The organism is Variovorax sp. CAN15 (assembly GCF_030462475.1).
Lineage (GTDB): Bacteria > Pseudomonadota > Gammaproteobacteria > Burkholderiales > Burkholderiaceae_C > Variovorax.
The window spans coordinates 59,110-77,270 of the sequence record NZ_JASMRZ010000003.1; the positions used below are offsets into that span (position 1 = coordinate 59,110).

Below are 18,161 nucleotides of genomic sequence, written 5' to 3' on the forward strand. Positions count from 1 at the left end.
GCGGCTCAGTTGGCGAAAGCTGCGATGCCGGTGATGGCGCGGCCCAGGATGAGCGCGTGGATGTCGTGCGTGCCTTCGTAGGTGTTGACCACTTCCAGGTTCACCAGGTGGCGCGCCACGCCGAACTCGTCGCTGATGCCGTTGCCGCCCATCATGTCGCGCGCCATGCGGGCGATGTCCAGCGACTTGCCGCAGTTGTTGCGCTTCATGATCGAGGTGATTTCGACCGCGGCGATGCCTTCGTCCTTCATGCGGCCCAGGCGCAGGCTGCCCTGCAGGCCGAGCGTGATCTCGGTCTGCATGTCGGCCAGCTTCTTCTGGATGAGCTGGTTGGCGGCCAGCGGGCGGCCGAACTGCTTGCGGTCCAGCGTGTACTGGCGGGCGCGGTGCCAGCAGTCTTCGGCGGCGCCGAGCGCGCCCCACGAGATGCCGTAGCGGGCGCTGTTGAGGCAGGTGAAGGGACCCTTGAGGCCCTGCACTTCGGGGAAGGCGTTCTCTTCGGGGCAGAACACGCCGTCCATCACGATCTCACCGGTGATGCTGGCGCGCAGGCCGACCTTGCCGTGGATGGCGGGGGCGGTGAGGCCCTTCATGCCCTTCTCGAGCACGAAGCCGCGGATCGGGCCGACGGCGCCGCTCTCGCTGACTTCCTTGGCCCACACCACGAATACATCGGCGATGGGCGAGTTGCTGATCCACATCTTGGAGCCGGTGAGCGAGTAGCCGCCGGGCACCTTCTTGGCGCGCGTGGCCATGCTGCCGGGGTCGGAGCCGTGGTCGGGCTCGGTCAGGCCAAAGCAGCCGATCCATTCACCGGTGGCGAGCTTGGGCAGGAATTTCTGCTTCTGGCCCTCGGAGCCGAATTCGAAGATCGGCACCATCACCAGCGAGCTCTGCACGCTGGCCATCGAGCGGTAGCCCGAGTCGACGCGCTCGACTTCGCGGGCGATCAGGCCGTAGGCCACGTAGTTGAGGCCCGGGCCGCCGTACTGCTCGGGGATGGTGGGGCCCAGCAGGCCGAGGGCGCCCATTTCACGAAAGATGGCGGGGTCGGTCTCGCCGGTGCGGAAGCCCTCGAGCACGCGAGGAGCCAGGCGCTCCTGGCAGTAGGCATTGGCCGCGTCGCGGATCATGCGTTCTTCGTCGGTCAGCTGCTGGTCGAGAAGAAGGGGGTCGTCCCAGTGGAATTGCGCTTTGGCGGCCATGTGGCTGTCTCCGGAAAAGGGGGAAAAGAGAAAAGAGAGAGAGAAAACAGGGGAATGGGGCGATGCTAGCCACGCGAGGGCCATGACGCAAACGAGGAATCCGCACCCAGATATGCGTTCGTAGAATTTCTTGCAAGATGTTCGAGCGTCTCCTTCATTGGTGAGCCTTCGATTCCATACATACACCCGAGGCATACATGCGCCGCAAGATCCCGCCCCTGCAGACCCTCGTGTGCTTCGACGCCGCCGCGCGCCACGAGAGCTACACGCGCGCCGCGCAGGAACTGGCCCTCACGCAGAGCGCCGTGTCGCGCCAGATCGGCACGCTCGAAGCCTTCCTGGGCGTGGCGCTGTTCCGCCGCACGCGGCACGGCGTGGCGCTCACGGCCAGCGGCGCGGCCTACGCGCGGCAGATCAGCAAACGGCTGGAAGCGATGGAGCGCGACACGCTCGACGCCATGGCGCACCAGGGCGAAGGCGGCTCGCTCTCGCTGGCGGCCGTGCCCACCTTCGCCACCCGCTGGCTGATGCCGCGCCTGAAGGGCTTCGCGGCGCTGCAGCCCGACGTGGTGGTGCACATCGAGACGCGCACCCGCCCCTTTCTATTCGCCGACGCGGAGTTCGACGCCGCCCTCTACGCCGGCACGCCCGCGCAGGTCGAGAACTGGGCCGGCACGCGCGCGCTGCTGCTGATGCACGAGGACGTGGTGCCGGTGTGCAGCCCCGCCCTGCTGCCGCGCGGCAAGGCCGTGACACCCGCCGCCATCGCCAAGATGCCGCTGCTGCAGCAGAGCACGCGCCCCGACGGCTGGCGCCAGTGGTTCGACGCGCAGCAGATCGACGCGCCCAACGCGCGCGGCGGACCGCGCTACGAACTGTTCTCCATCCTCGCCGCAGCCGCATCGCACGGCCTGGGCGTGGCGCTGATGCCGACGATGCTGGTGGCCGACGAGCTCGCGCGCGGCGAGCTGGTGGTGGCCTGCGCGCGGCCGCTCTCGGGCGAACGCAACTACTACCTCGTGACGCCCGAACGGGCCGACCAGCGGCCGCTGTTGAAATTCTTCAGCGACTGGCTGCTGGAGCAGGCGCGGCAGCCGGGGACCGCGCCTTCTTCGGCTGCGAGACGCGCTGCGGCCTGAACGGTCCCGCGACCTTCTCCAGCCACGGGTCGCAGACGGCGCGCAGTTCCGAATCCACGTCGAACCGCGGATCGCGCGCGTCGAACAGCACCGACTTCTTCGCCTGCGCGCGCACCAGCGAGAAGGCGTCTTTCTCCGAGCGGCTGTTGTCGAACATCAGCGTCATGTTCGCGATCTGCGCCGCGTGGCCGACCGCCGCCTGCGTGCGGGGAAAGCGCTCGATGAGCTTCCTGCGGTCCACGTCGTGGCCGCCCTGCTGCTTGCGCGTGCTCACGCGGAAGACGGACATGTCCACCGAGACCAGCCCCACGAAGAGCAGCACGACGAAGTAGCCGGCCTCCTGCATCGCGCGGATGTCGTCGGCCTTCGACTCGTGGCCGCCGCCGGGCAGCGGCTTCCAGTGCGAGAAGACGGTTTCGAAGGCGAAGGGCATGCGCTGGTCCATCACCAGGCTCTTGAAGGCGCGCACGCCTTTCTGCGAGAGCACCTGCCAGCGCTCGTCGTCGTCGCGCAGGCGCTGGGCCCACGGCGGGATGTGACCGGTGGCGGGGTCGGCGTCGGGCAGGATGGACATCATCATGCGGTCGGCGTTGACCAGCGGCAGGCGCAGCGAGGGCGCCAGGCGCGAATACCAGAGGGTGGACTTGCCGGAGCCGTTGTGGCCCGCCAGAACGAAGGCCACCGGACGCGGGCCCTTCGTCTGCTCCAGCAGTTTCTCGAGCTTCGGCGGGCGGCTGCTGCTCACGCCTTGCTCGCGCGGAACCTGCCGTCGACCATGCGGCCGATGACCTTGGTGCCGTCGGCCGCTTCCCGCACGATCCTGCTCGGATCGGGCGGATAGGCAGAGTAGGCGTACACCTTGGCCGCGTTGGGGCCGCGGAAGACCACCGACCTGTCGATGCCGGGCTTGCCCAGCGCGCGGGCCGCCTTCTTCATCAGCACCGTGGTGTTGTCCTCGGGCCGCACCTGCGGACGCGGCGCCTTGCCGACCTTCACCAGCGTCATGCCGCGCCCCAGCACGGCCACCGGGCGGCCCTGCACCAGTTGCTCCGGGGAGCTGTCGCGCGCAGCGGTTTTTTGTCTTGCCATGGGCGGATGATCGCTCAAAACCGCCACCTGCCGGCGTTCGGCCCTGCAAAGCCAGCGATGCGGGCCGATGCGGAAACCCGCGTCCGGAAACGGCGAGCCATGACGCGTGGACGCGACAACACTGCTGGCATGGCAGCAACTCCATCCTCCCTGGTCGAAGCGCTCGACTGGCCCCGCATCGAAGCCGACGTCGCCGCGCGCGGCTGCGCCACCACCGGCACCGCGCTCTTCACCCCGACGGAATGCGCCGCACTCATGGCCATGTACGACCGGCCCCGCCATTTCCGCAGCCGCGTCGTGATGCAGCGCCACGGCTTCGGCCAGGGCGAGTACCAGTACTTCGCCTATCCGCTGCCGCCCAAGCTGGCGGCATGGCGCGGCGCTCTTTATGAACGCCTCGCGCCGCTGGCCAACGCATGGGCGGCGGCGATGGGCCAGCCGGCCGACTATCCAGCGGAGCACGCCGCGTATCTCGCGCGCTGCCACGCRGCCGGCCAGGAACGCCCCACCCCGCTGCTGCTGCGCTACGACGAGGGTGATTACAACTGCCTGCATCAAGACCTGTACGGCGACCTGCAGTTTCCGCTGCAGCTCACGGTGCTGCTGAGCGAACCGGGCCGGGATTTCACCGGCGGCGAGTTCGTGCTGACCGAGCAGCGCCCGCGCATGCAGTCGCGCGCCGAGGTGGTGTCGCTCACGCAGGGCGAGGCGGTGATCTTCGCCGTCAACCAGCGGCCGGTGGCCGGCACGCGCGGCAGCTACCGCGTGACGATGCGCCACGGCGTGAGCCGCGTGCGTTCGGGGCGCCGGCATACGCTGGGAATCATCTTCCACGACGCGCGCTGACGGGTCTCTCTTCTGCGGTTTCCCGGGCTGGTCTAGACAGGTCGACGCCACGGCAGCGCCGTGCGCTGCCGCGCGGAGAGCAGAAGTCGAGCGAGAATCACGCCCGCTTGCGTGCAACCACGGACTCCGACGCCAATGATCGGGGCCGCGGGCTTGCCGGAAGCCGGCCCGCGGCTTCGGCCTTGCGGGCGCGTCGAGTGGTCGTCAGGGAGCTGTATGAACAAGAACTCGTCCGGAATTCCGGAAGTGGCTGGAAAGCCGTCGGTCAAATCTGCCGCAGGAGCGTCGCCCCCCACGGAAACGCCCGCCGCACCGCCCAGGCGCTCGCGCCGCTTCCGGGTGGACGTGGGCACCATCGTGAGCGCGGTGGCGCTGGCGCAATCGCTGCTGCTGGTGTCGCTGGGCTACTGGGGCTCGCAGAGGCTGGTGTCGCGCATCGGCGTGTCGGCGCACAAGTCGAACCACGACCGCACCGAGGACAAGGTGCTGGCCTTCCTGCACAAGGCGGAGTCGGTCATCAACGCAGTCGGCACCGCACCCAGCCTGCAGCCGGCGGGCGAGCACACCGAAAGAACGGCGGAGCTGCTGTGGACGCTGCTGCAGCAGTCGCCCGAGCTCGACAGCATCTACGTGAGCAACGAGAGGGGCCAGATGCTGATGGCCTTGCGCTACCCAATGCCGGCCATGCGCCACATCGAGCGCGGCGACGGCTTCACCACCGAAACCTGGCAGTACAAGCTGCCGCTGGACGCGGAGGCCGACGTGCAGCAACGCTACGCCACCCAGCGCCTGGGCGCATTCCGCAGCGACTACGACCCGACGAAGCGCGGCTGGTATGTGCAGGCCTGCAAGGCGGGCGGCCCGATCTGGACGCAGCCCTACGTATTCGCCGCGGCGCAGGAACTGGGGGTGACCTACGCGCTGCCCAGCCAGCGCAGCTACCCGGGCGGCTCGCAGCGGCTGGTGGTGGCGGGCGATGTATCGCTGGGCCGGCTTTCGGAATTCGTGCGCCAGTTCAACAACGGCGGCTACGGCGACAGCGCGCTCCTGAGCGCCGACTTCCGCGTGCTCGCGCGCAGCGACCTGCCCGGTGTGCTGCACAGGCTGGAGTTGCCCAGCGGCGTGCTCGGCGCACTGCACGCCCACATGCTGGCTACCGGCACGGCGGGCAGCGGCAGCGACACCGAGTTCTCCTTCACCTACGAAAACCGTCGCTACCTGGTACAGGCCTCGCTCATCCCGAGCACCGGCTGGCAGCTGGTGAGCTGTGTGCCCGAAGACGTGCTGCTGGGCGACCTGCGCCGCGCGGTGCTGTGGGGCCTGGCGCTTGCAGTGGCCTTCCTGGCGATCGCGCTGCTCATGTCGCTGAAGCTGTCGAAGCTGGTGACCGCGCCAGTGGAAAACCTCTCGCACATCGCGCGCCGCATCGGCCTGCTGGAACTCGACAACCTGCCGCGCGAGCCCAGCCGCGTGCTCGAGATACAGCACCTCGACCAGGCGCTGGACGACTCGGCGCGCAGCCTCAAGGCCTTCAGCAAGTTCGTGCCGGTGGACGTGATCAACCAGCTGATCGACGAAGGCCATGCGCTGGGCCCGTCCGGCTCGCCGCGCCGCGTGACGGTGATGTTCACCGACGTGGAGGGCTTCACCTCGATCTCGGAGTCGCTGGACACCGACGTGCTCGTGGGCATGCTCACCGAATACTTCAACCTCGCGACCGGCGTGTTCGCGCGGCATGGCGGCGTGATCGACAAGTTCATCGGCGACGGCATCATGGTGCTGTGGGGTGCGCCATCCGACCTCAAGGACGCGGAGTACAAGGCTTGCCTGGCCGCGCTGGAGCTGCACGTGGAGATGGACGAACTCAACCGCAAGTGGGCCGAACGGGGCCTGCCCGAGTTCCGCACCCGCGTGGGCATTCATACGGGCACGGTGATCGCGGGGGTGCTGGGTTCCAACGACCGGCTGTCGTACACCGCGTTCGGCGACGCAATCAACGTGGCGAGCCGCATCGAGGGCATCAACAAACAGCTGGGCACGCAGACGCTGATGTCGGAAACCACCTTCGCCGGGCTCGATGGCCGGCTGCAAACGCGGCGCATCGAGGAACAGGTGGAGCTGCGCGGCCGGCAGACGCGCATGGTGCTCTACGAGCTGGTGACTTCCTGATCGGCCTCAGCGCGGAGCCTGCGTGACGCGCACCAGCACCAGGTCGGCACTGGCCGCTCCGCCTTGCGTGAGCACCGGGTATTGGGTGTCGTTGATGAAGAGGAGCTGCTCCCCGCGCGTGATGCGCGCCGACACCGCGTAGCGCATGCGCGGGTCGATGCGCGCGGCATCCACCTTCAGCTCGTAGGCGAAGGGCACCTGCCTGCCGTTGGCCTTGATGCGCTGCTCGGCGAGCACCTTCGAGGGCGCGTCCATGAGCGACACGTCGAGCAGCTGCACCACGATGTCGGCTGCAGGGTCGAGCGCGATGCGCTCGCGGTAGGTGACCGTGCCGGTCACGCGCAGCTGCGCGGTGCCGCCAGCTGCCGGCGAAGAAGGCACCGCGCAGGCGCTCAGCAGCGAAGCACCCGCGATGACGGAGAACATGAGGAGGCTGGTACGTCTTTTCATCCGGCCGATTATGCGGAGGCACGCTGCGCGGCGAAGCTCACGTACCAGTCGAGGCTGCCGGGGTTCGCCATTGCTTCACGGTTCACGACCTTTTCGATGGGCTGGCCCAGCAGCAGCTTCTTGATCGGCAGCTCCTGTTTCTTGCCCGAGAGCGTGCGCGGTATCTCGGCCACCTGGAAGATATCGTTGGGCACGAAGCGCGGCGACAGCGATGTCTTGATGGCGTTGCCGATCTTCGCGCGCATCGCGTCGTCGAGCGCAACGCCGGGGCGCAGCACCACGAAGAGGGGCATGTAGCTGTCGCGGCCCAGGTATTCAAGGTCGACCACCATCGAGTCGAGCACCTCGGGCAGGCCTTCGACGGCGCTGTAGATCTCGCTGGTGCCCATGCGCAGGCCCTGGCGGTTGATGGTGGCGTCGCTGCGCCCGTAGATGATGCAGCCGCCGTCGGCGCCGATCCTGATCCAGTCGCCGTGGCGCCAGACGCCGGGGTAGGTGTCGAAGTAGCTCGACACGTAGCGCGCGTTGCCCTCGTCGCCCCAGAAGTACAGCGGCATCGACGGAATGGCCCTGGTGCACACCAGCTCGCCCACTTCGCCGATGACCGGCTGGCCCTGCTCGTTCCAGGCCTCGACCGCATGGCCCAGCTCGCGGCACTGCATCTGTCCGGGCACCTCGGGCAGGTCGCGGTTGCCGCCGACGAAGGCACCGCAGAAATCGGTGCCGCCGGAAATGTTGCACCACCACACTTCCTTCGAACCCGCATCGAGGATCTGCTTCGAGCCCCAGCGCTGCACCTCCTCGGGCAGCGGCGAGCCGGTGCTGCCCAGGGCACGCACGCGCGACAGGTCGCCGCATTCCTTCGCGACGAGCCCGGCCTTCATGCAGTTGGTGAAGTAGGCCGCGCCGGCGCCGAAGAAGGTGACCTTGTGGCGCGCCACGAAGCGCCACAGCACGCCCCAGTCAGGCTTCTCCTTGCTGCCCGCCGGGTTGCCGTCGTAGATGCAGATGGTGGCGCCGAAGGCCATGCCCGAGAGCTGCGAGTTCCACATGACCCAGCCGGTGGAGCTGTACCAGTGGTAGCGCTCGCCGAAGTTGTTGGCGCCGTAGCTCGCGCCCACGTCGTTGTGCAGGCCGCAGGCGTGCATGGTGAGGATGATGCCGCCCTGCCCGTGCACGATGGGCTTGGGCAGGCCGGTGGTGCCGCTCGAGTAGACGATCCAGATCGGGTGGTCGAAGGGCAGCCATTCGGGCTCGAAGTCGGCGATCTCGCCATCGTCGCGCGCGATGGCCTGCGTCCATTCGACATCGTGCGGCACCGCATCGGCCGCATAAGGCGAGTTCACCAGCAGCAGCTTCTGCACGCTGGGCAGCTGCCCGCGCAGTTCCCGAAGCACCGCGCTGCGGTCCAGCGGCTTGCCGCCGTAGTGCACGCCGTCGACGGCGATCAGCACCTTCGGCTCGATCTGGCGGAAGCGGTCGGCCACGGCGGCCGTGCCCATGTCGGGCGCGCACACGCTCCACACCGCGCCGATGCTGGAGCATGCGAGAAAGGCCACCATGGTCTCGGGCACGTTGGGCATGTAGGCCGCGACGCGGTCGCCGCGCTTCACGCCCAGCGACTTCAGCGTGAGCGCGACCGATGCCACCTGCCGGCGCATCTCGGGCCACGACATCTCGCGCACTTCGCCGAGTTCGTTGTCGCTCACGATGGCGGGCATGCCGGCGGCATGGGCCGCGTCGACATGGCGCAGCACCTCGCGCGCGTAGTTGACCTGTGCGCCGGGGAACCAGCGCGCGCCGGGCATGCGCGACTCGGCAAGCACCGCCGTGTGCGGCGTGGGCGACTCGATTCGGGCGTAGTCCCAGATGCTCTGCCAGAAGGCGTCGAGCTCGGTGACGGACCAGCGCCACAGGGCGTCGTAGCTGTCGAATGCGAGGCCGCGCGTCTTGCGCAGCCAATCCTGGTAGAGGCGGATCTGGGGAATGTTGGGAGCGGGCATCGCACGAGCGTAGCGCCGCGAACGACCGTGCTCAATGAGGGTTGACCTCAGGGTTTGTACGCGTGTTCAATGTTTTTGTACAAGCGTTCAATACGGCCCCGATGAGTACCCGCACACCCACCGCAAAGCGCCAGGTCTCGCGCGCCCCGGCACAGGCCATTGCCGCAGTCGCCATCGAGACTGCGAAGCCCGATCGCAAGCACGCGATCCTGCTGGCGGCCGAGAAGCTCTTTTCGCAGCACGGCTACCACGTGGTGACGATCCGCCAGATCGCCGAGGAGGCCGGCGTGCCGCTGGCGCTGGTGGGCTACTACTACGGCCAGAAGCACGAGCTCTTCCACGCGATCTTCGAGCACTGGGGCCACTCCATCGAGGCGCGGCTGGCGGGCCTGGCCGCGGTGGACATCGACCCCGACGACGCGCGCACGCTGCCGCGGATCATCGACGCCTTCACCGCGCCCGTGCTGGCGCTGCGCGCGAGCGCCGAGGGCGAGTACTACGCGCTGCTGGTGGCGCGCGAGCTCTACCACGCCACCGAGGAAGCCGACCGCGTGCTGCGCGCCTACTTCGATCCGCTGGCCGAGGCCTACATCGACGCACTGCACCTCGCGATGCCGCACGCCACGCGCAGCCAGGCCGCCTGGGGCTACCAGTTCGCGCTGGGCGCGCTGCTGCACCACCTGAACGACAGCCGCATCGAACGGCTGTCGCGCGGCGAGAACACGCGCGCCGACCCGGCCGTGGCGCCGATGCTGGTGAGCTTCATCGTCGGCGGCCTGCGTGCTGCCCTGCCCCGGCCCAAGACCCCACGCAAGAAAACCACCCCCAGGAGACAGAAGACATGATGAAACGACGCACCCTGCTGTCGGCGCTCGCCGCGGCTTCGGCTGCCGCGGCGCTGCCTTCGCGCGCACAGTCCACCACGAAGATCGTGTTCGGCTACACGGCCGTGACCGATTTCGCATCGGTGTTCGTGGCGGCCGAGGAGGGCTACTTCAAGAAGCGCGCGCTCGATGTGGAGCTCAAGTTCATCCCGCTGAACTCGACGATCCCGGCCGCGCTGCAGTCCGACTCGCTGCAGATCGGCGGCCCCACGCCTTCGGTGTTCCTGCAGGCGGTGGACGGCGGCCTCGACCTGGTGCTGGTGGCCGGCGGCGGCCTCACTTCGAAGACCATCACCGGCTTCGGCCTGGTCGCGCGAGCGGGCTCGGGCATCAAGAGCGCTCAGGACTGCGTGGGCAAGAAGATCGGCGTGCCGGGCCTGGGCGCCTTCCTGCACGTGACCTTCCGCGCATGGCTGAAGGACAGCGGCGTGGACTACCGCAAGGTCAACTTCGTCGAGGCCGCATTCCCGCAGCACGCCGACCTGTTGCGCGGCGGCTCGGTCGACGCGGTGGTGTCGGCCGATCCGTTCATGAGCCGCATCACTGAGAGCGGCGCAGGCTACGTGGCCTCCTACTACTCGACCTTCCTGCCCGAGAACAACCAGACCATCGTGCACGCGGCCAAGCGCGAGTGGGTGGCGAAGAACCCGGCGGCGGCGCGCGCGTTCCGCGAGGCGCTGGTCGAAGCCGCCGCCTTCATGCAGCAGCCGAAGAACGACGCCAAGGTGCGCGCATCGATCGGCAAGTACATCAAGCTGCCGCCCGACGTGCTGGCCAAGGTGCAGGTCTCGCCGCCCGGCCCGGTTGTCACCGACAAGCAGCTTTCATACTGGATCGGGCTGATGAAGGAGCAGGACATGCTCAAGACGAACATCGACGTGACGAAGCTGGTGGCGAAGTGATCGCGGCGCCCGCCCCGCTCGCCGCGCGCGCTGCATTGCAGCCGGGCGCCTTTCACGCGCAGGCCCATGCCGCGGCGCAGGCCGCGCCCTTCCTGCGCTTCGACGGCGTGGCCATCCGCCTCGGCGGTCGCGAAATCCTCTCGCCCACTTCGTTCGGCGTGGCGCGCGGCGAGTTCGTCTGCATCGTCGGCCCCAGCGGCTGCGGCAAGACCACGCTGCTGCGCGCGGCCAGCGGGCTCGTCACGGCCAGCGCGGGCGAGGTGCGGCGCAACGGCGTGAAGATGACCGAGCCCTCGCGCGAAGTGGCCTTCGTGTTCCAGGACTACGGACGCGCCCTGCTGCCCTGGCGCACGGTGGAAGGCAACGTGAGCCTCGCGCTCGAGGCGGCCGGCGTGCCCGCGTCCGAGCGCGCACCGCGCATCGCCGACGTGCTCGGCAAGGTCGGCCTCGCCAGGCATGCGCACAAGTTCCCGGTGCAGCTCTCGGGCGGCATGCAGCAGCGCGCGCAGATCGCCCGCTGCCTCGCGCAGAAGCCCGAGTTGATGATGATGGACGAGCCCTTCGGCGCGCTGGATGCGCTCACGCGCCAGAGCCTGCAGGACGAGCTCGCGCGGCTGGTGCGCGAGGACGGGCTCACTGTCCTCTTCGTCACGCACGATCTCGAAGAGGCCATCTACCTCGGCGACCGCGTGATCGCACTGCAGGCCAACCCGGGACCGGGCCGGCCCAGCCTCGCGCGGATGATCGACGTGAAGATCCCGCGCCCGCGCGACCAGCTCTCGACCAAGGAGCATCCGGAATACCTGCATCTGCGCCGCGAACTCTTCGCCTTCATCGAGCAGGGCCATGACTGACAGCCGCTTCTACCGCTGGCTGCGGCCTTGGGTGTTTCCGGTGGTGCTCGTCGGCGCCTTCGAGTGGTATGCGCGGCGCGCAGCGGCCCTTGGCAGCGACGCGCTCGCGCCGCCCAGCGCCGCGGCGAAAGCCTTCGTGGGTGCCGCCATGGACGGCTCGCTCTGGACGGCCACCGGCTTCACGCTGGGCACCGCCGCGCTCGGGCTGCTGCTTGGCGCGGTGCTCGGCATCGCATTCGGCGTGATGCTCGGGCTCTCGCGCCGCGCGGCGCAGCTGGGCTCCGTTTCCATCGAAGTGCTGCGGCCCGTTCCATCCGTCGCGCTGATTCCGCTTTCGATGCTGGGCTTCGGCTTCGGCGTGCGCATGGAGCTGGCCATCGTCGCCTTCGCCACCTTCTGGCCGCTGCTGGTGCTGGTGCAGGCGGCGGTGCAGCAGGTCGAGCCGCGGCTGCTCGAAGTCAGTCGCGTGCTGGGGCTGTCGGCGCGCGAGCGAGCCTTCAAGATCGTACTGCCGGCCATCGTGCCGCGCCTCTTCGTCGCGCTGCGCCTTGGCGTGGCAGTGGCGCTGGTGGTGGCGGTGACCGTGGAGATCGCGGCCAACCCCAACGGCATGGGCTACGCGATGATGATCGCGCAGCAGAGCTTCGACCCTGCGCTGATGCTCGCCTGGCTGGGCTGGATCGGCATCGTGGGCTTCGCGGTCAACGCGGGCATGCTGGTGCTGCAGCGCGCGGTGTCGCGGCGCATGGGGGTGCCGTCATGAACGACAACCGCATCGGCCTGTACAGGTTCGGCTCGCTGGGCGTGCTGCTGGCGCTCGTTGCGCTGTGGTGGATCGCGAGCAATGCCGGCTGGGTGAGCCGCGTGTTCCTTCCGACGCCGCAAGCCACCTTCGCAAGCCTGCTCGAAGGGCTCAATCTTTCGGGAAGCGGTGAAGGCAGCGGCGAGCTGCTCGGCTTCACGCGCGCCACGGTGGGCCGGATGATCGAAGGCTGGCTGCTCGCCTCGCTCTTCGGCGTGCTGCTTGGCGCGGCCATCGGCGTGTCGCCATCGGTGCGCGCATGGGTGCAGCCCACGCTCGAGTTCATCCGCCCCCTGCCCGCCTCCGCGCTGCTGCCATTGGCCATCTCCATCTTCGGGCTGAACCCCGGCATGGTGCTCTTCGTGGTGGCCTTCGGCGCGATGTGGCCGGTGCTGCTGGCCACGGTGCACGGTTTCGCCGCCGTGGAGCCGCGCCTCGCGGAAGTGGCGCGCTGCCTGCAGATGTCGCGCGCGGCGTACATCTGGAAGATGGGCCTGCCCAATGCGATGCCCGACATCCTGGCCGGCATGCGGCTGGCGCTGACCATCGCGCTGATCGTCGCGGTGGTGGGCGAAATGATCGCCTCGCAAAGCGGCCTGGGCCAGGCCATCCTGCTGGCCGCGCGCGCATTCCGTGCGAGCGACCTGTTCGCCGGCATCGTGCTGCTCGGGCTCATCGGCTTCGTGAGCAATGCGCTGCTGGCCTTCGCGGAACAACGCCTGCTGCGCTGGCAGCGCCCCTGATTCCTTCGTCTTCTTCCAACACATACACCCCACAAGGAGCCACCATGCCACGCAAATTCGTCGACCTTTCCATCTTTCTCGAGAACGACGTGCTCTCCGACCCGCCGGCCTTCGCGCCGAAGATCCAGTACTTCACGCACGAGCAGACCTACGAGCAGATCGAGCCTTTCTTTCCGGGTCTCAGGAAGGAAGACCTGCCCGACGGCGAAGGCTGGGCGGTGGAGCTGGTGCAGCTGTCGACGCACAACGGCACGCACCTCGATGCGCCCTATCACTTCCACTCGACCATGGACAAGGCGCTGGGCGAGAAGAAACCCGCCATCGCCATCCATGACGTGCCGCTCGAATGGTGCTTCCAGCCCGGCGTGAAGCTCGACTTCCGCCACTTCGCCGACGGCTACGTGGTGACCGCCGCGGACGTCGAGGCCGAGCTCAAGCGCATCGGCCACACGCTGAGCCCGCTGGAGATCGTGGTGGTCAACACCCGTGCGGGCTCGCGCTACGGCCACCCCGACTACGTGTCGGCCGGCGCGGGCATGGGCTATGAGGCGACGATGTACCTGCTGGAGCGCGGCGTGCGCCTCACGGGCACCGATGCATGGAGCTGGGACGCGCCCTTCGTGCACACCGCGAAGAAGTACGGAGAGACGCACGACGCCTCGCTGATCTGGGAAGGCCACAAGGCCGGCCGCGACATCGGCTACTGCCACATCGAGAAGCTGCACAACCTGGAGGCCCTGCCGCCCACGGGCTTCTACATCAGCTGCTTTCCGCACAAGATCCGCGGCGCTTCGGCCGGGTGGACGCGCGCGGTCGCGATCTTCGACGACGCGCTGATGGCCTCGGCGGCATGAGGGCGGCTTCATGAGCATCGCACTCAACCACACGCACGACGTTCACGCGCGCAGCTGGGTCGAATCGGCCAATGCGCCGGGGAGCGACTTTCCGATCCAGAACCTGCCGCATGCGGTGTTCCGCCGCGCCGGCAGCGCGGAGGCATTTCGCGGCGGCGTCGCGATCGGCGACCAGGTGCTGGACCTGGCCGCGCTCGTCACGAAGCAGCAGCTCGATGGCCTCGCGCTCGACGCGGCGAAGGCAGCCGCGCTGCCCGCGCTCAACGACTTCTTCGCGCTCGGCAACGCTGCGTGGACGGCGTTGCGCCACGCGCTCTTCGATCTGCTGAAGAACGACTCGCCCATCGCCGCGGTGCAGGCGGTGCGCGAGTGCCTCGTGCCGCAGGCCGAAGCCGAATACACCGTGCCCGCGCGCATCGGCGACTACACCGACTTCTACACTTCCATCGATCACGCGCTGAACATCAGCCGCCTGATGAACCCCGATGGCGACGTGACGCCCAACTTCCGCTGGATCCCCACGGCGTACCACGGGCGGGTGTCGACCATCGGCGTGAGCGGCCAGCGCTTCCACCGGCCGATGGGCCAGGCGATGGCACCCGGCGCGAAGGCGCCCACCTACCACGCCTGCGCACGGCTCGACTATGAGCTGGAACTGGGAGTCTGGATCGGCAAGGGCAACGCGCAGGGCGATGCGATTCCGATCGAACGCGCCGACGAACACATCTTCGGCATCTGCCTGCTCAACGACTGGTCGGCGCGCGACATCCAGTTCTGGGAAATGGCGCCGCTCGGGCCCTTCTTGGCGAAGAACTTCGCCACGACGATCTCGCCGTGGATCGTGACGATGGAGGCGCTCGCGCCCTACCGGCAGGCATGGACCCGTCCGTCGAACGAGCCCCAGCCGCTGGCCTACCTGGAGCATGCGGCGAACCGCGAGAGCGGCGCGCTCGACATCCGGCTGGAGGTATGGCTCGAGAGCGAGAAGGCGCGCCGGGAGAAGACCGGGCCATCGCGCCTTTCCTCCACCAGCTTCAGGCATCAGTACTGGACCGTCGCGCAGATGGTGGCGCACCACACCATGGGCGGCTGCAGCCTGAACCCGGGCGACCTCTTCGGCAGCGGCACGATCTCGGGCCCCGGCGAAGGCGAAGCGGGCGCGATCATCGAGCTGACACGCGCGGCGCAAAGCCCCGTGACGCTCGCCAATGGCGAACAGCGCGGCTTTCTCGAAGACGGCGACGCGGTGCTGCTGCGCGGGTGGTGCGAGAAGCCGGGGCATGCGCGCATCGGGTTCGGGGAGAGCCGGGGGACCGTGTTGGCGGCGAAAGGCTGACGAGCTGAAGCGCCAAAGAAAAAGGCCACCTGATGAGGTGGCCTTTTTGCAATTTGGAGCGGGAAAAGAGTCTCGAACTCTCGACCTCAACCTTGGCAAGGTTGCGCTCTACCAACTGAGCTATTCCCGCGTGAGCCTCAGATTATATAGCGATCTTTGGCGGATTCTTCCGGATCCCGGAAAAAAGTTCTTTTTCCCCTTGCGGGGGTGATTTCAGGCATCAAACACCATCGAGCGGTGCATCGACACGCCTGCCGTCAGCCCGTCCGCCGATGCCAACGTGGCGTTGGAGAACATCATCGCGAGATCGCCCGCGCCGTAGACGCCGGGCACGGTCGTCATCTTCATCGCATCGACGCGCAGCACCTTGCCGAGCGGACCATCGTCGAAGGCGCAGCCCAGCCGCTCGGCCAGCGGGCTCGCGGGCCGCGTGCGCGGCGCCACATAGAGCGCGTCGATCGGCACCAGCCTGCCGTCGTCGATGCGCAAGCCGGCCAATTCTTTCGCCTTGCCTTCCAGGCCGGCGATGCGCCCGGGTTCGATGACCACGCCGCGCGCCTGCAGTTTCGCGCGCGCCTCGGCATCCGGCCCTTCGCCGCCATTCAGGAAGAGCGTGGTCGGGCCCCACTCGGCGATCAGCAGCGCATGGTCCGGCGGCTGCGCGCCGTGGTGATAGAGCAGGCCCAGCCGGCGCCCGCTGAACTCGTAGCCATGGCAATAGGGACAGTGCAGCACGCTCGAGCCCCAGCGCTCGCCGATACCAGGAATCTCCGGCAGGCCGTCCTGCACGCCGTAGGCCAGAAGCAGCTTGCCGGCCGAACGGCGTTCGCCGTTGCTCAGCGACACGGTGAATCCGCCCGCCTCGCCGGCGGCCGCATTCACCACAGCGGCCTCGACGAACTCGACGCTCGGATACGCAAGCAGCTTCTCGCGCGCATCCGCGATCATCTTCAAGGGCGGCACGCCGTCCTGCCCGAAGAAGCCGTGAGATGCGGCGGCGAAGCGGTTGCGCGGCGCGCCGTTGTCGACGACGCAGACCTTGCGTCGTGCCCGTGCAAGCTGCATGGCAGCGGAAAGGCCGGCAAAGCTGCCGCCCACGATCAGAGCGTCATGACGCATGTTCGATGTCCTTCAATGTGAAGCCGCCGCCTGTCATGCGGCGATGGAAGTCCCTGGAAAGATCGGCCAGCGTGATGCTGTTGAAGCGCCGCAGCAGCAGCGCCTCGGCCTCGTCGCAGACGCCGTCGAGCGCCGCGTTCACCGCCTGCTCGACGATGCAGCCCGGGCTCTCGGTGCGGTTGCCCATGGCCAGCAGCGCGGGCGCGCCCACGGCGTTGTGGATGTCGCCCAGCGTCACGGCCGACAAGGTGCACGACAGCACCCACCCGCCGCCATGCCCCTTGGCCGAACTCACGAACCCCGACTGCCGCAGGCCGGCCATGAGGCGGCGCACGACCACCGGATTGGTCTGCATCGCCGCCGCGAGCGACTCGGAGGTGACGGGTGTCTTCATCTCGGCCATGTGCAGCAGCACGTGGAGGACGGCTGAAAGCCTGCTGTCTCTTTTCATGCAACATTATGAGTTGCATATGTTTTCCACGGCGGGCCGAAGGGTCTTGTGCGCCCGGCGAGCGAGAATCGGCCCGGCCGTACCGATGCCCCGCCATGACACCCGCCCCGATCACCCTGCTCGACGCCGCCCTGCGCGGCGTGCTGCTGGCGCTGCTGCTCGTGCTCACGCTGATCCTCGGCCGCGACCGCCCTCGCCTGCCGGCGGCGCGCGCGGGTGTGTTGCTCGCGCTGGGGCTGTGCATCCAGGTCATCGGCTCCACGCCGATGTTCGAAGAGGCGGTGCCGCGCGCGTGGCAGTCGCCCTTCGTCGCCGTCTCGGTCGGCAACGCGGTGCTGTTCTGGGTATTCGTGCAGGCGCTGTTCGACGACGACTTCGCCCTGCGGCCGGTGCACGTCGCTTCATGGATCGCCGTGGCCGCGCTGGCGGCGCTCAACTGCGCCGTGGTCGCGGGCAGCGCATCAGTGCTCGCGCCGGTCACGACGGCCATCCAGCGCGCCGTGCCGCTGGTGTTCGCCGTGCTTGCCGTGATGGCGGCCGCTTCCCGATGGCGTTCGGACCTGGTGGAGGGCCGGCGCCGGCTGCGCGTGTTCATCGTGGTGACGGGCGCCGGCTACAGCCTCGGCATGCTGGCCGTGCGGCTGGCCTCGCCGCGCGGTCAGCTATCCGGCCCCTCCGCCACGGCCGACGCGGTGATGCTGCTGCTGATCGTGGCGGTAGTGGTGTGGCGAATGGTTCGGCTGGCGGGGTCCGAGCTCTTTCCGGCGGCCCAGGCACCGGCCGCGATCCCGCTGGCAATGCCGGACCTGCCGCCCGCCGTTGCGGAGCCATCGTCACCAGCGCCGGCGCCGCAACCTCCCATGGAAGCGCCCGCCGATCCCCCGGCCCCGGAGCCTGACCCGACTCCCGAGCCAGCTTGCGACCCCGCAGAAGAACGCCTTGCCGACTCCCTGCATCACGCCATGGCGGTCGAGCACGCCTACCGCAGCGAAGACCTGAGCATCGCCACCCTCGCCGCCCGGCTCTCGGTGCCCGAGTACCGCCTGCGCCGCCTCATCAACCAGCGGCTGGGCCATCGCAACTTCAACGCCTACGTCAACGGCTTCCGGCTGGCCGAGGCGATGGCGGCGCTGGCCGATTCCTCGAAACGCGAACTGCCGGTGCTGACCATCGCGCTGACCGCGGGCTTCCAGTCCATCGGCCCGTTCAACCGCGCCTTCAAGGCCGCCACGGGCCTCACGCCCACCGAATTCCGCAGGAAGAAGCTGGCCGAATCCTGAAATCTCTGGCCGAAAACGGCGTTTGCGGCTTTCGG

Annotated in this window: 18 protein-coding genes and 1 tRNA gene; 11 read left to right on the forward strand and 8 right to left on the reverse strand. The window is 68.5% G+C overall.

The annotated features are described in order from the left end of the window. Positions 1-5: 5 nt before the first annotated feature. A complete protein-coding gene (locus QMO14_RS03565) occupies positions 6-1,205 on the reverse strand; it encodes an acyl-CoA dehydrogenase (RefSeq protein WP_301504506.1) in 1,200 nt (399 codons plus the stop codon). A gap of 197 nt (positions 1,206-1,402) precedes the next feature. Between QMO14_RS03565 and QMO14_RS03570 the strand changes: the two genes are divergently transcribed. Beyond that, positions 1,403-2,344 (forward strand): LysR substrate-binding domain-containing protein, encoded by a 942-nt coding sequence (locus QMO14_RS03570; protein WP_301504507.1) that lies wholly within the window; start codon positions 1,403-1,405, stop codon positions 2,342-2,344. On the opposite strand, the gene QMO14_RS03575 is transcribed toward QMO14_RS03570, so the two are convergent. Together QMO14_RS03575 and QMO14_RS03580 are read right to left on the reverse strand one after the other, a co-directional pair. Further along, entirely contained in the window at positions 2,268-3,089 is an 822-nt protein-coding gene (locus tag QMO14_RS03575) for a zeta toxin family protein (protein ID WP_301504510.1), read from the reverse strand. The genes QMO14_RS03570 and QMO14_RS03575 overlap by 77 nt on opposite strands. Next, positions 3,086-3,433: a hypothetical protein gene (locus QMO14_RS03580; RefSeq protein ID WP_301504511.1), complete on the reverse strand. Its 348-nt coding sequence runs from the start codon at positions 3,431-3,433 to the stop codon at positions 3,086-3,088. Before QMO14_RS03580 ends, QMO14_RS03575 begins: the two co-directional genes overlap by 4 nt. A 129-nt stretch (positions 3,434-3,562) precedes the next feature. On the opposite strand from QMO14_RS03580, the gene QMO14_RS03585 reads away from it, so the two are divergent. Continuing rightward, positions 3,563-4,279 carry a 2OG-Fe(II) oxygenase gene (locus tag QMO14_RS03585; RefSeq protein ID WP_301504513.1) on the forward strand — a complete coding sequence of 239 codons (717 nt, stop codon included), beginning with the start codon at positions 3,563-3,565 and terminating at the stop codon, positions 4,277-4,279. 216 nt (positions 4,280-4,495) lie between these two features. Then, positions 4,496-6,448 (forward strand): adenylate/guanylate cyclase domain-containing protein, encoded by a 1,953-nt coding sequence (locus QMO14_RS03590; RefSeq protein ID WP_301504515.1) that lies wholly within the window; start codon positions 4,496-4,498, stop codon positions 6,446-6,448. 6 nt (positions 6,449-6,454) lie between these two features. Here QMO14_RS03590 and QMO14_RS03595 read toward each other — a convergent pair whose 3' ends face one another. Both QMO14_RS03595 and QMO14_RS03600 read right to left on the reverse strand, forming a co-directional pair. Further along, positions 6,455-6,898: a YbaY family lipoprotein gene (locus QMO14_RS03595; protein WP_301504517.1), complete on the reverse strand. Its 444-nt coding sequence runs from the start codon at positions 6,896-6,898 to the stop codon at positions 6,455-6,457. Between the two features lie 8 nt (positions 6,899-6,906). After that, a complete protein-coding gene (locus QMO14_RS03600; protein ID WP_301504519.1) occupies positions 6,907-8,901 on the reverse strand; it encodes an acetoacetate--CoA ligase in 1,995 nt (664 codons plus the stop codon). A 101-nt stretch (positions 8,902-9,002) separates the two neighbouring features. Here QMO14_RS03600 and QMO14_RS03605 point away from each other — a divergent pair, with 101 nt between their 5' ends. The 7 genes from QMO14_RS03605 to fahA are packed head-to-tail and all read left to right on the forward strand — an operon-like array spanning position 9,003 to position 15,276. Then, positions 9,003-9,746 (forward strand): TetR/AcrR family transcriptional regulator, encoded by a 744-nt coding sequence (locus QMO14_RS03605; protein ID WP_301504521.1) that lies wholly within the window; start codon positions 9,003-9,005, stop codon positions 9,744-9,746. Next, entirely contained in the window at positions 9,743-10,687 is a 945-nt protein-coding gene (locus QMO14_RS03610) for an ABC transporter substrate-binding protein (RefSeq protein ID WP_301504523.1), read from the forward strand. The genes QMO14_RS03605 and QMO14_RS03610 overlap by 4 nt, the downstream gene beginning before the upstream one ends. Further along, positions 10,684-11,541 (forward strand): ABC transporter ATP-binding protein, encoded by an 858-nt coding sequence (locus tag QMO14_RS03615; protein WP_301504525.1) that lies wholly within the window; start codon positions 10,684-10,686, stop codon positions 11,539-11,541. The genes QMO14_RS03610 and QMO14_RS03615 overlap by 4 nt, the downstream gene beginning before the upstream one ends. Beyond that, the gene (locus QMO14_RS03620) at positions 11,534-12,304 is read left to right on the forward strand and encodes an ABC transporter permease (protein WP_301504527.1); all 771 of its coding nucleotides are present in this window, start codon (positions 11,534-11,536) and stop codon (positions 12,302-12,304) included. Before QMO14_RS03615 ends, QMO14_RS03620 begins: the two co-directional genes overlap by 8 nt. Beyond that, the gene (locus QMO14_RS03625; RefSeq protein ID WP_301504529.1) at positions 12,301-13,086 is read left to right on the forward strand and encodes an ABC transporter permease; all 786 of its coding nucleotides are present in this window, start codon (positions 12,301-12,303) and stop codon (positions 13,084-13,086) included. Before QMO14_RS03620 ends, QMO14_RS03625 begins: the two co-directional genes overlap by 4 nt. Positions 13,087-13,130: 44 nt before the next feature. Further along, on the forward strand, positions 13,131-13,940 hold the full coding sequence (locus QMO14_RS03630) for a cyclase family protein (protein WP_301504530.1): 810 nt from the start codon (positions 13,131-13,133) through the stop codon (positions 13,938-13,940). Between the two features lie 10 nt (positions 13,941-13,950). Next, positions 13,951-15,276: a fumarylacetoacetase gene (fahA, locus tag QMO14_RS03635; RefSeq protein WP_301504531.1), complete on the forward strand. Its 1,326-nt coding sequence runs from the start codon at positions 13,951-13,953 to the stop codon at positions 15,274-15,276. 54 nt (positions 15,277-15,330) lie between these two features. Here the strand turns inward: fahA and QMO14_RS03640 are convergent. The 3 genes from QMO14_RS03640 to QMO14_RS03650 all read right to left on the reverse strand — a co-directional run bounded on the left by QMO14_RS03640 (position 15,331) and on the right by QMO14_RS03650 (position 16,846). Next, positions 15,331-15,406: transfer RNA gene (locus QMO14_RS03640), tRNA-Gly, on the reverse strand. A gap of 83 nt (positions 15,407-15,489) precedes the next feature. Next, positions 15,490-16,395 (reverse strand): NAD(P)/FAD-dependent oxidoreductase, encoded by a 906-nt coding sequence (locus QMO14_RS03645; protein WP_301504533.1) that lies wholly within the window; start codon positions 16,393-16,395, stop codon positions 15,490-15,492. Then, positions 16,385-16,846, reverse strand: coding sequence for an Rrf2 family transcriptional regulator (locus tag QMO14_RS03650; protein ID WP_301504534.1), 462 nt, complete (start codon positions 16,844-16,846; stop codon positions 16,385-16,387). The genes QMO14_RS03645 and QMO14_RS03650 overlap by 11 nt, the downstream gene beginning before the upstream one ends. A gap of 95 nt (positions 16,847-16,941) precedes the next feature. Here QMO14_RS03650 and QMO14_RS03655 point away from each other — a divergent pair, with 95 nt between their 5' ends. Continuing rightward, the gene (locus QMO14_RS03655; RefSeq protein ID WP_301504536.1) at positions 16,942-18,126 is read left to right on the forward strand and encodes a helix-turn-helix domain-containing protein; all 1,185 of its coding nucleotides are present in this window, start codon (positions 16,942-16,944) and stop codon (positions 18,124-18,126) included. Positions 18,127-18,161: the final 35 nt, after the last annotated feature.